Annotated in this window: 12 protein-coding genes; 5 read left to right on the top strand and 7 right to left on the bottom strand. The window is 53.6% G+C overall.

Annotation, left to right across the window (positions count from 1 at the left end):
* Positions 1-64: 64 nt before the first annotated feature.
* Positions 65-1,564, bottom strand: coding sequence for an MDR family MFS transporter (locus J9880_RS08500; RefSeq protein WP_232770319.1), 1,500 nt, complete (start codon positions 1,562-1,564; stop codon positions 65-67).
* A gap of 84 nt (positions 1,565-1,648) precedes the next feature.
* Between J9880_RS08500 and J9880_RS08495 the strand changes: the two genes are divergently transcribed.
* Entirely contained in the window at positions 1,649-2,350 is a 702-nt protein-coding gene (locus J9880_RS08495) for a TetR/AcrR family transcriptional regulator (protein WP_119825422.1), read from the top strand.
* A gap of 132 nt (positions 2,351-2,482) precedes the next feature.
* Positions 2,483-3,697, top strand: coding sequence for an MFS transporter (locus J9880_RS08490; RefSeq protein ID WP_232770318.1), 1,215 nt, complete (start codon positions 2,483-2,485; stop codon positions 3,695-3,697).
* On the opposite strand, the gene J9880_RS08485 is transcribed toward J9880_RS08490, so the two are convergent.
* The 3 genes from J9880_RS08485 to dcp all read right to left on the bottom strand — a co-directional run bounded on the left by J9880_RS08485 (position 3,669) and on the right by dcp (position 7,798).
* Entirely contained in the window at positions 3,669-4,421 is a 753-nt protein-coding gene (locus tag J9880_RS08485) for an isocitrate lyase/PEP mutase family protein (RefSeq protein ID WP_195817604.1), read from the bottom strand. The genes J9880_RS08490 and J9880_RS08485 overlap by 29 nt on opposite strands.
* 14 nt (positions 4,422-4,435) lie before the next feature.
* Positions 4,436-5,494, bottom strand: a complete 1,059-nt coding sequence (locus J9880_RS08480) for a bifunctional transcriptional activator/DNA repair enzyme AdaA (protein ID WP_119825428.1) — start codon at positions 5,492-5,494, stop codon at positions 4,436-4,438.
* A gap of 150 nt (positions 5,495-5,644) precedes the next feature.
* Entirely contained in the window at positions 5,645-7,798 is a 2,154-nt protein-coding gene (gene dcp / locus J9880_RS08475; RefSeq protein ID WP_232770317.1) for a peptidyl-dipeptidase Dcp, read from the bottom strand.
* A 187-nt stretch (positions 7,799-7,985) separates the two neighbouring features.
* Between dcp and J9880_RS08470 the strand changes: the two genes are divergently transcribed.
* Entirely contained in the window at positions 7,986-8,642 is a 657-nt protein-coding gene (locus tag J9880_RS08470) for a Qnr family pentapeptide repeat protein (protein WP_119825432.1), read from the top strand.
* Between the two features lie 18 nt (positions 8,643-8,660).
* Here the strand turns inward: J9880_RS08470 and J9880_RS08465 are convergent, their stop codons facing one another.
* Complete coding sequence (locus J9880_RS08465) at positions 8,661-9,698, bottom strand: virulence RhuM family protein (protein ID WP_131693690.1); 1,038 nt, start codon at positions 9,696-9,698, stop codon at positions 8,661-8,663.
* A 717-nt stretch (positions 9,699-10,415) separates the two neighbouring features.
* Between J9880_RS08465 and cytX the strand changes: the two genes are divergently transcribed.
* Entirely contained in the window at positions 10,416-11,669 is a 1,254-nt protein-coding gene (gene cytX / locus J9880_RS08460) for a putative hydroxymethylpyrimidine transporter CytX (RefSeq protein ID WP_232770316.1), read from the top strand.
* Between the two features lie 514 nt (positions 11,670-12,183).
* Here cytX and mqo read toward each other — a convergent pair.
* Positions 12,184-13,836 (bottom strand): malate dehydrogenase (quinone), encoded by a 1,653-nt coding sequence (gene mqo / locus J9880_RS08455; RefSeq protein WP_095923914.1) that lies wholly within the window; start codon positions 13,834-13,836, stop codon positions 12,184-12,186.
* A gap of 57 nt (positions 13,837-13,893) precedes the next feature.
* Between mqo and J9880_RS08450 the strand changes: the two genes are divergently transcribed.
* Positions 13,894-14,151, top strand: a complete 258-nt coding sequence (locus tag J9880_RS08450; RefSeq protein ID WP_119825442.1) for a hypothetical protein — start codon at positions 13,894-13,896, stop codon at positions 14,149-14,151.
* A gap of 69 nt (positions 14,152-14,220) precedes the next feature.
* Here the strand turns inward: J9880_RS08450 and J9880_RS08445 are convergent, their stop codons facing one another.
* On the bottom strand, positions 14,221-15,870 hold the full coding sequence (locus J9880_RS08445; RefSeq protein ID WP_232770315.1) for a malate:quinone oxidoreductase: 1,650 nt from the start codon (positions 15,868-15,870) through the stop codon (positions 14,221-14,223).
* Positions 15,871-16,397 lie beyond the last annotated feature (527 nt).

Raw genomic sequence — 16,397 nt, 5'->3', positions numbered from 1 at the left:
TTTCCATGCCATTTCAACGCCGTAAAGGGGAAAGCTTAGTGCATATCGCGCAGAGTGCCGCCGCTTATTTCTTCAGCACCGCATCTTTTTGCAACAGCGACAGAACAAACGCCAGCACCATCACGCAGGCGGCGATCAGATACACCGAGTGCAGCGCCGAGCCAAACGCCTGCAAATAATCAGCGCGGATGGCGGTGGGTAATTCCTGCACCGCCTGCGCGCTGAGGGAACGCGGAAGCACCGTGCCTTCGGGGATCAGCGCCACCAGCTGATCACGCAGGACGTGGGTGAAAATGGCCCCAAACATCGCCACACCAATCGAACCGCCAATCGAGCGGAACAGCGTCACCCCGGAGGTCGCCACGCCCATCTGTTTCATCGATACCGAGTTTTGCACCGCCAGCACCAGCACCTGCATCACCATCCCGAGGCCAAGGCCGAGCACGCCGATGTAGAGATACAACATATGCACCGGCGTGCTGACTTTCAGCAGAGCCAGTAACACCATGCCGGCAAAACTCAGCAAGGTGCCGATAATCGGGAAGATACGGTAACGCCCGATGCGGCTGATCAGCCGTCCGCTGATAATCGAACTGACCAGCAACGCGCCCATCAGCGGCAACAGTTGCATCCCGGCTTCCGACGGCGACGAGCCTTTTACCACCTGCAAATACAGCGGCAGGAAGGTCATCGACCCCATCAGCGACATGCCGATAATAAAGCTGATCGCGCAACTGAGCAGGAAGGTACGGTCGCGGAACAGTCCCAGCGGAATGATCGGTTCAGCGGCCAGCGTTTCTTCATAAATAAAGCCGCCGAGTGTCACGATACCGAAGGCGAGAATGCACCACAGTTGCGGATCCGACCACTGATACACCGTGCCACCTTCGCTGGTGAACAAAATGATGCAGGTCAGTGCCGCCGCGAGATACCCCGCGCCGAGAAAATCGATTTCATGGCGGATGCGTGCGCTCTGTGATTTCAGCGCCACGCCAATCACCAGCAGGGCAAAAATCCCCAGTGGCAGGTTGATGTAGAAAATCCAGCGCCACGAAATGTGTTCTACCAGAAAACCGCCGATCAGTGGCCCGATCACCGTCGCCAGGCCAAACACGCCGCCGAACAGCCCCTGATATTTTCCGCGCTCAGAAGGCGGGATCACATCACCGACCGCGGCCATACTGACCACCATCAGCCCGCCACCGCCCAGCCCCTGCAAGGCGCGCATCAGGATCAGCTGCGTCATGTTCTGCGCCAGCCCGCACAATACCGAACCGAGCAGGAACACGATAATCGCCGTTTGCAGCACGACCTTGCGCCCCAGCAGATCGCCGAACTTACCGTACAGCGGTACCACAATCGTGGACGCCAGCAGATAAGAGGTCACGACCCACGAAAGCTGATCCAGCCCGCCGAGTTCACTGACGATGGTCGGCAGCGCGGTGGACACAATCGTCTGGTCAAGTGCGGCCAGCAGCATCACCAGCATCAGCGCGGAGAACAGCAGCTTTATCGAAGGCTTCTGTTCCGTCACGTCGCGCGGTGCCGAATTTATTGTCGTCATGAATGACATCCTGACTTGTAATTAATTAACTGTATAATTAATATTGAAGCATCAAATTCATCTGGTCAATGGATCACCCGCCTTATGGCAGACAGAAAAATCTCAGAATCGCCAGGATCCGCACAAAAGGATCAAAAGGAAGTCACCTCGCCCGCCCGTCGTCCGGGACGGCCGCGCAGTGCCAAAAAAGGTGAAGATAAACGCGAACTGCTGCTGGATGCCGCCCTGAAACTGTTTGCCCAGTCCGGCATTGCCGAAACACCGCTGAGCATGATCGCCAGAGAAGCGGGCGTCACCACCGCCATGCTGCATTACTATTTTAAAACCCGCGAACAGCTGCTGGACGTGATGATCGACGAACGTTTCCAGCCGGTGCGCGCCGGTTTCACCGACATTTTCGAAACCCATGCCGACGACCCGCTGATGGCAATCACCCACATGGCACAGTGCATGATTGATGCGGCAGAAAAATACCCGTGGGTGGCACCGCTGTGGGTACGCGAAGTGATCAGCGAAAGCGGTATGCTGAAAAAACGCATGGAAGAACGTAACGGCGATAAAAACCGTAAAATCGTGCAGGAATGCATTACCCGCTGGCAGGCGGAAGGACGGCTGAACCCGGATCTGAATCCGGCGCTGCTGTTCATCTCCCTGTTCGGCCTGACGCTGTTCCCGATGGCCTCCATGAAAATGCGTCAGGAAGGCGCGTCGCCGATCTCACCCGATATGCTGCGCAAACACGTCGCCCTGCTGCTGTTCCACGGCCTTGCACCGCAGAAGTCATAAGCAGGATCCTGACCGGCGCGGGTTCGCCCGCGCAACTCTCTTAAATCCCTCTTTTTTGTAATGAAAAATACTGCGCAGACTCCTTTATCATGTAACAAAAATGTTGCCGTTAATCAGGGAATGCCGTTCATCATGAAGGGAATGCCGCCGTTAATCCTCGCGTTACTAGCCAGTTCATTAGTACTTACTATCGGACGTGGCGTTACCTTGCCGTTTATTACCATTTATCTGACCGAGCACTATCATCTGCTGCCCAAAAGTGTCGGGATTATTCTCGGGGCCAGTCTGGCGATCGGCATTCTCAGCAGCCTGTATGGCGGCTATCTGGTGGATAAATTCAACCACCGGACACTGATCACCGTCTCGATCAGCCTGTTCGGGTTGAGTTTTTTACTGCTGCCGGTGCTGCCCAATGTGACCGGTGTTTTGCTGGTTCTGGCGCTGCTGAATGCCTCTTATGCCCTGTTCAGCATCACGCTTAAAGCCTGTATCGCCAGCTGGTTGCCGGTGGAAAAACGGGTGAAAGCCTTTTCGATGAACTACACGCTGGTAAACGTCGGCTGGGCGGTCGGTTCATCGCTGGGCGTCTGGCTGGCCGGTTTCAGCCCGATGCTGCCGTTTGTGATTTCCGGCGTACTGGCGCTGGGCACCGTGATTTCCCTGACCTGGGGATTGCGCAATATTGCGCATAAACCGCCGCAAGCGGAGCAGGAGCAAACTCCGCTGCCGAAACCCAATCTGCGCCAGACGCTGGGTATTCTCGCCCGCGACCGGCGACTGATTTACTTCACGCTGGGCAGTACGCTGGGTTCAGTGGTGTTCGGGCAGTTCGCCGGTTATCTGTCGCAGTACCTGATTCTGGTGTCGAACGCGGCCTTCGCGTACAAAATCATCGGCGCGGTGATGATCACCAACGCCGTGATTGTTATCGCGTTCCAGTACGTATTAAGCAGCCGGATGAAACAAAACAGCCTGCTGAAATGGCTGCTTCTCGGCACGATTTTCTTCATCATCGGCCTGATTGGCTTTATGACCGCCGGACAATCGGTGTTGTTCTGGGTGATCGCCATGGCGATTTTCAGCTTCGGCGAACTGATCGTCATTCCGGTGGAATACATGTTTATCGACTTTATCGCCCCGGAAAACATGAAAGGCAGCTACTACGGCATGCAGAACCTGAGCAATCTGGGCGGCGCGATAAACCCGGTCATGTGCGGTTTTCTGCTGAGTTACGCCGCCCCGCCGGTGATGTTTATCGCGCTGATCGCCGCCTCGATGGGCGGCCTGGTGTTCTTCTGGATGGGGCACCGGCTGGCGGCTAATACAGCGCGCGTGCCTGCTGTTTAAGCGTTTCCATCAGTCCGATATAAGGATAGGGGCCGTAGCTTAACCGGCTGATACCCGCCGCAGTGAGTTCAGCCAGCGGCGGCGTCAGGCTGCTGGCCATCACATTCACTGGCAGAGCCGATACATCGCAAAGTTCAGCAATTAGTCCAACGTCACTCAAACCGGGCACAAAAAACCCGCTGGCGCCCGCATCCTGATAGGCGGCCAGCCGCTTTTTGGCTTCGGCCATCAGCGCCGGATGTTGCGTGGCATCGGGTTGCTGCAAAAAGACATCGGTTCGGGCATTCATAAATAAGGAAATCCCGTGAGCCTCTGCCACCTGACGAAGCGAGTGTAAAATCCCGCATTGCTCACGGACGTCATTTAGCGCCGATAATCCCAACTGCTGATCCTCAACATTTATCCCCACCACACCCGATTGCAAAAGCGCAGCCAGATTATCGCGGCGATCAGCGCCATAACCTGTTTCGAAATCCACCGTCAGAGGCAGACTGATCACAGAGGCAATGCGTTGCACTGTGTGTAACAGGCTGGCAAAAGGCATGGCTTCGCCATCCTGATAACCCTGCGCCGCCGCACACGACCAGCTTCCGGTCGCGATGGCTTTGGCGCCTGCCTGTTCCACGGCCAGCGCGCTGCCCGCATCCCAGATGTTGTATAAAACGACCGGATTATATTTCTGGTGAAGATCTGAAAATGCCACTGCCTGACTTTGGTGACTCATACCCTGCTCCTCGTTTAGCGGCTTAGCGCCATTCTTCGTTCGTGTTCAATCAGCCATCGCTTGCGCCATAATCCGCCGCCATAGCCTGTCAGCGAACCATCGGCACCGATTACGCGATGACAAGGGATCAGAATGGAAATCTGGTTAGCCCCGTTGGCGCGCGCCACCGCGCGGGACGCCGTTGCCTGCCCGATATCTGCCGCCAGCGCGGAATAACTGCGCAGCTCACCGGCCGGAATGTCTCTGAGCGCATCCCAGACTTTACGGGTAAATAACGAGCCGAACTCTGCCAGCGGCGTGGCGAATGTGTGTGTTTCACCCGCGAAATAGGCCGCCAGCTCCTGTTCAACCTGATCAACCAGTGGCGTTCGTCCAAAAATAATTTCAGAGGATGTGAGCTGTTTCAGCCGCTCAATTTCATTCGGCAATGCCGGACGGTCAATAAACTCCAGCAGATACAGCGCCTCGCGACTGGCAATTGCCAGCATTGAACCGATGGGCGTATCCAGCCAGTCTGCTTTCAGAAACTGATGCTTTCTCGCCTGACTGGGGTTACTGCCGATTTGCCGGGTGATCGCTGCACGAAATCCGCTACCGGATCCAAAGCTGGCGTCCAGTTGCGCCTCAATCACGGCCTCACCGTGAGTAAGCGCATCGACACCTTTACCTACCCGCCGCAAACGCGCCATTTCCAGAAAGGTGATGCCAAACTGCCGTTTAAAGGCGCGACGGACAGTGGAAGGATCGACATTCATCGCCTGCACATCGCCCTCGCTCCATTTTCTGTCCGGCTCATTTTCCAGCGCGGCCAGTAATTTCAGCACCAGCGGGTCTTTTTCGCCGCCCTGCATGAGCGGCCGGCAGCGTTTACACGGCCGGAATCCGGCTTCCATCGCGCTGACCATCGATGGATAAAATACGGAATTTTCACGTTTGGGTTTACGCGCGGGACAGGTCAGCCGGCAGAAAATACCGGTGCTTTTCACGCCGACAAAGGCAAAGCCATCGTAAGCAGGATCACGGGCAATCAGCGCAGCATAAAGAACATCATCTTCAGGCAAATCGAACAACATGATTTCACTCGCAGACCGGAGACATGGGGAAAAGCATAGGGGAATTTGAGCAGGGGTAGCGACGTTTTTCGGGCGTTGATTTTAACTATTTCCGTTAATCCTTTCCGACAAGAGTGTCCGTGCCCGGCAGGATACCGGGCACGGCTATTTTTACTCCTTCAGCCCGCGATTTTTCAGCATCGGCTCAATCGACGGCGCTTTGCCGCGCCAGGTTTCATAGAGTTTTTCGAGATCTTCGCTGTTGCCGCGCGAGAGGATCTGATCACGGAATTTCTGACCGTTCTCCCGCGTCAGTCCGCCCTGTTCAGTGATACCCGCAAAGGCATCGTCGGCCAGCATTTCGGTCCACAGATAGGCGTAATATCCGGCGGCATAGCCGTTACCCCAGATGTGCTGGAAATAGCTGGAACGGTAGCGCGGCGGCACATACGCCAGATTCACCTTGTCTTTCGCCAGCGACTCCGCTTCGAACTTATCCACATCCTGCTGCGGAGCGTCCGCGCTCAGGCTGTGCCAGTGCATATCCAGTAACGCCGCCGCCAGCAGTTCGGTCATGTCATAACCTTTGTTGAACTTGCTGGCCTTCTCGATTTTGTCCTGCAGGGCCTGCGGCATCACTTCGCCGGTCTGATAATGTTTGGCGAAGTGAGTAAACACTTTCGGGTCGCTCGCCCAATGCTCGTTAAACTGCGACGGGAATTCGACAAAATCACGCGGTGTGGCGGTGCCGGAAAGGCCTGGGTATTCCTGATCGGCAAAGAGGCCGTGCAACGTGTGACCAAACTCGTGGAACATAGTGATCACGTCATCCCACGACAGCAGCGCCGGTTGCCCCGCCGCCGGTTTCTGGAAATTCGCCACGTTGTAAATCACCGGTTTATTGCCCAGCAATTTCGACTGATCGACGTAATTGCTCATCCACGCGCCACCGCCTTTATTATCGCGCTGATAATAATCGGCATAGAACAACGCCATCGATTTACCGTCTTTATCGAACACCTCAAACACCCGTACGTCCGGGTTATACACCGGCAGGTCTTTGCGTTCTTTAAAAGTGATGCCGTACAGCAGATTCGCGGCATAAAACACGCCGTTTTCCAGCACATTATTCAGCTCGAAATAGGGTTTGATCTGCGCGTCGTCCAGATCATATTTCTCTTTGCGCACCTGCTGCGCATAGTGCTGCCAGTCCCAGGCAGCCACTTTAAAGCCACCCTTCTGTTTATCGATTTCCGCCTGAATATCAGCGGCCTCACGCTGCGCGCGGGCGGTCGCGGCTGGCACAATTTTGTGCATAAAATCGAGCGCAGCCTGCGGTGTTTTCGCCATCTGATCTTCCAGCTTCCACGCGGCATAGCTCGGGAAGCCGAGCACCTGAGCCTGTTCGGCACGGACTTTTGCCAGCGTCGCAATCAGCTGGCGGGTGTCATTGGCATCGCCTTTTTCGGCGCGATTGATCGAGGCTTCATACAGCGCCTTGCGCGTGTTGCGATCCTCCAGCGATTGCAATAACGGCTGCTGCGTGGTGTTTTGCAGCACCAGCAGCCAGGCGTTATCCAGCTTACGATCTTTGGCGGCCTGCGCGGCAGCCGACAGTTCGGCATCGCTCAGCCCGGAAAGTTGCGCTTTGTCTTTCACCGTCAGCCCGCCCGCTTTGGTCGCGGCCAGTAATTTGTTGGTGAACTGGGTGCTGAGTGTTGCGGCCTGCTGATTCAGCGCCTTCAGTTTATCTTTATCCGCATCAGAAAGATTGGCACCTGCCAGCTCGAAATCCTTAAACGTCACGGCGATCAGGCGCTGCGATTCCGGCGAAATTTTCAGACTGCCACGCTGCTCATACACCGCTTTCAGACGCGCAAACAGTTTGCTGTTGAGATGAATGCTGTCGTCCATCGCGGCCAGTTTTGGCGAGGTGTCTTCGTCAATTTTTTGCAGCATGTCGTTGGTGTTCGCACCGGTCATCGCACCAAAAACATTCTGTACGCGTTGCAGCATGACGCCGGATTTTTCCAGCGCCACATAGGTATTTTCAAAGGTCGGCGGCGCCGTGTCGCTGGCAATTTTATCGACTTCAGCCAGTTTCTGGCGGATGCCATCGAGGATCGCCGGTTCATAATCACTGTCTTTATAGAGATTAAATTGCGGCGCCTGATATTCCAGCGGGCTGGGTTTCAGAAATGGGTTATCTGCATTGATGGCGTGATTCATAGCATGCTCCTGCGTGGCGGGCCTGGCGCTTTCCGCAGCCCCTGCAAACTGGCTGACAGCCAGGCTGGTTGCCAAAAAGAGAGATGACAAACGCATTCCAGTCTTCCTTATCTGAGTGAGAGAAGTGCTCCGTTAAGTCATTGAGAATAGACCTCGCTCGCCGATCCGGCAAAAGGCAAACGTAGGTAAATCGTGTTATTACGAGGCGGATTCCATATTTTCGGCAAACGTTTTCTGTCAGGATATCGGCCTTTGCAGGGCATCAAAGACGACAGAGGATCCGATGATCAAAGACCAGACATTCAGCGACCAGCGTTTTAGCGTGAAACAATTTACCGGCGAAACGCTGGAGAATTGCCGCTTTTACCGCTGCCGTTTCGACAGCACCGATCTGTCAGAAACCGCGTTTGTCGATTGTCTGTTTTACGATGATGAAGAGCAAAAAGGCTGCTCTTTCCAGCATGCCAGATTGCAGGATGCCAGTTTCAAACATTGCGATCTGACGATGGCGGATTTCAAAAATATTCAGGCGCTGGGCTGTGAAATCCGCGAATGCAAAGCCACCGGCGCAGATTTCAGCGGTGCCAGTTTTATGAATATGATCACCCCACGCACCTGGTTTTGCAGCGCGTTCATGACCAAAAATAACTTCAGTTATGCCAACTTCCGCAACGTCATTCTGGAAAAATGCGAACTGTGGGAAAACCGCTGGACCGGCGCGAACGTGCAGGGTGCAAATTTCAGCGGCGCCGACCTTTCCGGTGGCGAATTCACTGAGTTTGACTGGAATAACGTCAACATCACCCATTGCGACCTGACGAATTCAGATCTGGGCGAACTGAATATCCGTAAAGTCGATCTCGATGGCGTGAAAATCGATGACTGGCAGCAAAGTCATTTGCTGGAAAAGTTGGGGGTGATTGTCATTCATTCGAAATGACGGGATTTGAAAGCGCAGTTAACGTTTTTTCTGTGCGAGAGTGCAAAGCGCCTCAATATTACTTTTTTCGCCTTCGGCCTCTTTCAGCTTGCGACGCTGTTCAGCGAATTTCTCATGTTGCTTGCAGGCTTTTTCATCCGCTTCTTTTTTGCTGGTTTTACCGCTGCCCTGCAAAACGTCAAACTCATTGAAATTGAGGAATTGCTCAAGTTTATCCTCCCAGCTTTTTAAAAATATCTGCTGGCGGCGCTTAGTCTGATCTTCCGCGTAATCCAGCCACATTGAAATAATGCGATTCAGCTGATCAATTTCTTCTTCGCGTAAGTAATTTTTCGCAATCGTGGTATCAGTCTTACGCACCTGATCACATTTGAAACTGGTCAGTCCCATATCCGACTGGCTGGCATTCGCGCGCTGAGCGATAATTTCCGCCGCTGTAAGGCCGGTGCAGGCGAAATGCAACTTATTCTGGATTGCCTGAAAGAAACGCGCGGTATCTTTATCTGTGGGCCGATAATCAGCCGCCATCGCAAAAATATCTTTGATACGAAGATAAATACGGCGTTCGCTGGCACGTATATCCCGGATGCGCTCCAACATTTCGTCGAAATAATCCGGCACGACTGACTGACCCACTGGCGGATTTTTCAGTCGTGTATCGTCCATGACAAACCCTTTAATGACATATTCTTGCAGGGTTTGTGTCGCCCACTGACGGAATTGCGTACCACGGGCAGAGCGGACGCGATATCCGACCGCAAGGATGGCATCAAGATTGTAATAATCAATCTGCCGGGAAACCTCCCGCGTCCCTTCCTGACGAACTATCCGGAATTTCCGGATGGTTGCATCTCGCTCAAGCTCACCGTCGTTATAGATATTCATCAAATGTTCGTTAATGGTCCGAACATCTTTTTGATAAATTTCGGAAATCAGAGCCTGCGATAGCCATAGCGTCTCCGATTCAAAGCGACATTCTATACGTAGCCGCCCGTCATGAGTTTGGAAAAGAACAAACTCACCTTCCGGCGCCAGAGGCGTAATGTGTTCATCCACCGGTACTTACTCCTTCAGCCAGCAAGGGCGTTGATTCAGCAAACAATGGATTTATTCTACCTGTTTCCCCGGACTGCAAAAATAGCGGTTAATCTAACCCTCGCATGAAACCGCCCCGAAGGGCGGTTCATTTACTGCTATAAAACCGGGCCAATATTGACGTTGATATTGATATGAGAAACGTTAACGCTCCATCCATCATTCTCAGTCGTCATCAAAGAACCCAGTACAACGATCAGTGCATAAATACACTTTTTCATTGTTGCGGCCTTTTATAACCGCGTTTCACCAATAAGCACCGGGACCGACTGGAGAAGAACAAGCAGCGTCTGGGCTGATTGTCCCCGCGGTACTTAAGTGCCAATTACAAGCCCGGTGACCCGCCGCTAAACGGGCAAACTAGCCCCGCGCAGATGCTACCATTAAGGCCATTATATTTATAAGGTTATTGATCATAATTTAAGCTTGCCGGGGATTCTTCACTTAGGTATATTTACCCGGTCTGGGCTGCTTGTCCCGCTTATTTTAAGCAAATGAAAATTGAGAAAGCTTAGCGCTAACTGAACTTCCTCAACAAAATAACCGCTCTCTGAAGCGGTTTTTTTGTGTCTGAAATCCTCACGCCCCGCCGAAAAGTGCGCTTCTCCCCCGCCCTTCATCGGGATCTCACCGCAATATGCTATAACAGGCATTCGCTTTAGCCACAAAATTAACCTCATGAAAGATAATAGTATTTACTCTCCTCAGGCGTCTGTGCCGGAAAAATCACGGGTGCTGGGCTGGTCAGATTTATTCTCGCTGTGGTTCTCACTCGGCATGGGCCTGATGGTGTTGCAGGCCGGGGCGATTCTTGCGCCGGGCCTCGGACTGGCAGGAGCACTGGCGGCGATTGGGCTGGGGTCTGCCGTCGGCGTTGCGCTGCTGGCGCTGGTCGGCGTAACCGGCGGGCAAACCGGTTTATCATCAATGGCGTCGCTGAAACTGAGCCTCGGTAAACGCGGCGTGGTGTTGCCGGTCTTGTTCAATCTGATCCAACTGATTGGCTGGGGCGCGTTCGAAATTGTGGTGATGCGTGATGCCGCCAGTCTGCTGGCGAAACGCGCCTGGGGCGATGACAGTTTTTGGGCGAATCCGACACTCTGGACGTTTATTTTCGGCGCTGTCGCTACCTTGCTGGCGGCCAGCGGGCCACTGGCGTTTATCCGCGTGGTGCTGCGCCGCTGGGGTATCTGGTTGCTGCTGGCGAGCTGCGCATGGCTGACCGGTTATCTGTTCCTGCATACGGATTTATCCACGCTGTGGCACAGCGCCGGAGACGGTTCGATGCCCTTCGCGCTGGCCTGTGACATCGTGGTGTCGATGGCATTTTCGTGGTTGCCGCTGGTGTCGGATTACACCCGTTTTGGCAAATCTGCGCGACAAAACTTCTGGGGCACGGCGTGCGGATATTTCCTCGGCAGCGTGTGGATGATGTTGCTCGGCGTGACCTATACGCTGGCGTTTGTCAGCACCCCGACCGATGCCAATGCGCTGCTGCTGGCACTTTCCGGTATCGCGCTGGGCATTCCGCTGCTGTTGATTCTGGTGGATGAACATGAAAATGCCTTTGCGGATATCCATTCGGCGGCGGTGTCGGCAGGCACTTCCGTGCCGGTCAGCGTCGGTAAGCTGACGCTGGGTATCGGCCTGCTGTGTACGCTGATCGCCTGGTCGGTGCCGCTGACGCAATACGAAAACTTCCTGCTGCTGATTGGTTCAGTCTTCGCGCCGCTGTTCGGCGTGGTGCTGACGCACCATTTTGTCCTGCGCCGGCAGACCACCGAAAACCTCAATCTGCGATCTGTCGCAGCCTGGTTTATCGGAATTGCGGTCTATCATCTGATGGCAAATCTGCTGCCTGATGTGGGCGCGACTCTTCCGTCGCTGCTGGTGGCGGGACTGGTGTGCTGGGGATTAGGGCGTAAAGCCTGAGTTAAAAAACCGCCCCGAAGGGCGGTTTCTCTACTGCTATAAACCAGACCCCATGTTGACGTTAATATTGATATGAGAAACGTTAACGTTCCATCCATCATTCTCAGACGTCATCAAAGAACCCAGCACAACGATCAGTGCGTATATACACTTTTTCATTGTTACGGCCTTTTATAGCCGCGTTTCACCCATAAGCACCGGGACCGACAGGAGAAGGACAAGCAGTGTTGAGGTTGCTCGTCCCCGCGGTACTTAAGTGCTATTTCCTGAGCCCGGTGACCTGTCGCTAAACAGGCGAAACTAGCTCCGCGCGCAGACTAGCACTAAGACCATGTAAAAAGTAAGACAATTTTATTGTCACTCAACTTGTTCGTTTCGGGTGAATCATGTACAGTTCTTTTCGTTGAGGTTGCTCGTTCCCGCTTGTTTTAAAAGGTTGGTTTAGCGCTAACTAAATCACCAATAAAAAAAACCGCTCTTTTTAAGCGGTTTTTTTGTGCCTGAAAACAGGAAATTAAAGCGCGATATCCGCAGGCTGTTTCGGCTCTTGTTTCGCCTGAGCATCCAGCGGACGTAGCTGAACCACATCGGCAACCGGTGTGGTTTTCAGCGACGGGGTTTCCAGCCCGAGGATACGGCTGGTTTCCAGCAGTTCTTTCTCGGTCGCTTCCACATTGCCGTTCAGTTTGGTGCCATAAGACGGGATGATTTCCCGGAATTTGGCCTGCCATTCTGCACTGGCGGCTTTCTCTTTAAAGACGGTTTCCAGCAACTTCATCATGATCGGCGCCGCCGTTGACGCGCCCGGTGATGCACCCAGCAAGGCGGCAATGCTGCCATCTTTTGCGCTCACCACTTCGGTGCCCAGACGCAGCACACCGCCGTGCTTGCCATCTTTTTTGATAACCTGCACACGTTGTCCGGCGACCCAGCGTTTCCAGTCTTTCTGCTCGGCCTGCGGGAAAAATTCCTTCAGCGCGGCGTGACGGTCTTCGTCACTGAGCATCACCTGCCCGACCAGATATTTCACCAGATCGAAGTTGCCCACGCCGACATGGGTCATTGGCAGCAGGTTCGAGCTGTTGACGCTGCCAAACAAATCCCACAGGGACCCGTTTTTCAGAAATTTACTGGAGAAGGTGGCGAACGGCCCGAACAGCAGAACCTGTTTGCCATCAATAATACGGGTGTCGAGATGCGGAACCGACATCGGTGGCGCGCCCACGGCGGCTTTGCCGTAAACCTTCGCCAGATGGCGTTTCACCACATCCTGATTTTCTGTCACCAGGAATTCGCCCCCCACCGGGAAACCGCCGTATTCACGCGCTTCCGGAATGCCGGATTTTTGCAGCAGCGTCAGCGACGCGCCGCCTGCGCCGATAAACACGAATTTGGCATTCACGACATGGTGTTTGTGGCTGTGTTTAAGATCGGTGATGGTAACGCGCCAGGTTTTGTCCGGATTGCGCTGGATATCCCGCACTTCCTGACCGTTTGCCAGCGTGAAGTTGGATTGTTTCTGCAACGCCTCAACCAGCTGACGGGTCACTTCACCGAAGTTCACGTCCGTGCCTGCGGTGGTGCGGGTTGCGGCGACTTTCTGCGCCGGATCACGGCCTTCCATCACTGCCGGGATCCACTGTTTGATCAGTTCCGGGTCTTCCGAATATTCCATGCCACGGAACAGCGTACTTTCCTGAAGGGCAGCAAAACGTTTGCGCAGGAAATCGATATTCTCATCGCCCCAGACAAAGCTCATGTGCGGCACGCTGTTGATGAACGAGCGCGGATTATTCAGCACACCTTTCTGCACCTGATACGCCATAAACTGACGGGAAACCTGGAAGGCTTCGTTGATCGCCACGGCCTTGGTGATATCGACAGAACCGTCGGGCATGAGCGGGGTATAGTTCATTTCTGCGAGCGCGGCATGGCCGGTACCCGCGTTATTCCAGCCGTTGGAGCTTTCCTGCGCCACGCTATCCATGCGTTCGATCATATGGATCGACCAGTCCGGCTCGAGTTCCCGGAGATAAGTCCCCAGGGTTGCACTCATAATTCCGCCGCCGACCAGCAATACATCAACGGATTTTTCGTCTTCTGCGGCCGCAGGCTCGCTGGCACCCAGTGAGTCACGGTTGAGAAGCATACCAAGTATCTTTCTCATGACGTCTGTTTCTCTAAATGTTCAGTTCTGTTTTGGCTATTCGTTAGGAATATTGTTATGGCTATCGAACAAGAAATTAGCAAAAAAACACGCGGGATCGTTACTGAAACTTCATTTTTTCAAATGATGGCTACGAATATAACATTATCACTACAAAATTTAAAAAAGGATTTAACGTTTCAAAAAAACAGGCAGACGGGATCCCAGACAGTGGCTCAGGCCGCGTCACCGCTGGATTTTAAGGGTTCTGCAAAAGAGTTTTGGAGGGGTTTCTGGCGGTCAAAGAACGTGCAATTTGTGCTAAATCGGGTTTGATGGCAAACGTGAGATGTTAAAAAAGGCGCAGTTGCCCGCGCCTTTACGATCACTTTTTACGGAATCAGATTACAGCGCGACGTCTGCAACCTGCTTCTGCTCTTCACCCTTTTTAGGGGCTGAAGAATTGTCCGCCGCCGGAGCCGGTTCTGCGGCTTTTGGCTGCGGGTTGTCGAGCATCAGAACGCGGCTGGTGTCGCCCAGTTCTTTCTCGGTTGCCGCCACGTTGCCGTTCAGTTCGGTGCCATAAGAAGGGATGATGTCCTTCAGTTTGGCCTGCCATTCTGGCGTCGCAACTTTGTCTTTAAACACTTTTTCCATCAGGTGCAGCATGATCGGCGCTGCGGTAGATGCGCCCGGAGAAGCGCCCAGCAGCGCGGTGATGCTGCCGTCTTTCGAGCTGACCACTTCGGTGCCGAGACGCAGAACGCCGCCTTCTTTCTCATCTTTTTTGATGATCTGCACGCGCTGACCGGCTTCCCACAGACGCCAGTCTGCTTTCTTCGCATCCGGGAAGTATTCACGTAACGCATCGAAACGGTCGTCGTCGGAGAGCATCACCTGGCTGACCAGATATTTCACCAGATCGAAGTTGTCGATACCCACATGGGTCATCGGCATGATGTTGGAGAAATTGACGCTGCCGAACAGATCCCACAGGGAACCGTTTTTCAGGAATTTGCTGGAGAAGGTGGCGAACGGTCCGAACAGCAGAACCTGTTTGCCATCCAGAATACGGGTGTCGAGGTGCGGCACGGACATCGGCGGTGAGCCGACAGACGCTTTACCGTACACTTTTGCCAGATGGCGTTTCACCACGTCCGGATTCTCGGTCACCAGGAATTCGCCGCCGACCGGGAAGCCGCCGTAGTTATCCGCTTCCGGAATGCCGGATTTTTGCAGCAACGTCAGGGACGCGCCGCCTGCGCCGATAAACACGAATTTGGCTTTGATGACGCTTTCTTTGTCGCCGTTTTTCAGGTCGGCAACGGTCACGTTCCAGGTGTTATCCGGGTTACGTTTGATGTCGCGGACTTCGTGGCCGAGGCTCAGCGAGAAGTTAGGTTTCTTCTGCAACGACGCCACCAGCTGACGGGTGATCTCGCCGAAGTTGACGTCGGTGCCGATCGGGATACGGGTCGCCGCGACTTTCTGCGCCGGATCACGCCCTTCCATCACCAGCGGGATCCACTGTTTGATTTGCGCCGGGTCTTCTGAATATTCCATGCCACGGAACAGCGTGCTTTGTTGCAGCGCCGCAAAACGTTTACGCAGGAAATTGATGTTGTCGTCGCCCCACACAAAACTCATGTGCGGCGTGCTGTTGATGAAAGAACGCGGGTTGTGCAACACGCCGTTCTCAACCTGATAGGTCCAGAACTGACGGGAAATCTGGAAGGATTCGTTGATTTCGACCGCTTTGGAGATATCGATACTGCCGTCGGCTTTTTCCGGCGTGTAGTTCATTTCCGCCAGCGCAGAGTGACCGGTACCGGCGTTGTTCCAGCCGTTGGAGCTTTCCAGCGCCACACCGTCCAGACGCTCAACCATGTCGATGGACCAGTCTGGCTCTAATTCCTGAAGGTATGTCCCCAGCGTCGCGCTCATAATGCCGCCGCCGATCAGTAACACATCAACGGGCTTTTCATCTTCTGCCAACGCTGACTGGCTGAAAGCAACCACGTTAAGGCAGAGGATCATGGCGAGTATCTTTCTCATGACGTCTGTTTCTCTGAATGTTTAGTTTTAGTTTTGCAGGTGAAAGCTATCCAGATTTGCGCTGGATAAACGAAATCAACAACCCGGTGCGGAGGGAAATAAACGCTTATTTCCACAGAGTATGAAAGGACAATAATGGGGAGTGACGACAACGGCGCAGATGATCACAAAATCAACCACACAAATGTTACCGAATACTCATATTATCGAGATTTCGTAAACAATTTAACATCGTCGTTACGTGCATTAAAAATAGTTTAATACTTTAAATAATTACATAAGTTAGTTTCGCAGTGAAATTACACGCTGGTCGTCCGGTGGCAAAGGACGAATCTGATAATAAAAATCTGAGACAGAGGGGAAATAGACCTTCAATGGTGTGAAAGATAGCCTATATATAAAGTCAGGGGCGGACAAAATGGCATACTCTCGCACAGCAATTGCCCATTTTACCCATAAAGAACCGCCTTAATTCCGGATAAAGTTTTGTTCTGCGTAGCCGATAATCCCTATCGGGCGTCTTATAC

The sequence above is a fragment of the Rahnella victoriana genome, from assembly GCF_021276285.1.
Classification (GTDB): Bacteria; Pseudomonadota; Gammaproteobacteria; order Enterobacterales; family Enterobacteriaceae; genus Rahnella; species Rahnella victoriana.
Note: the sequence above shows the minus strand (reverse complement) of the source record. Positions and strands in the feature narration are given on the sequence as shown.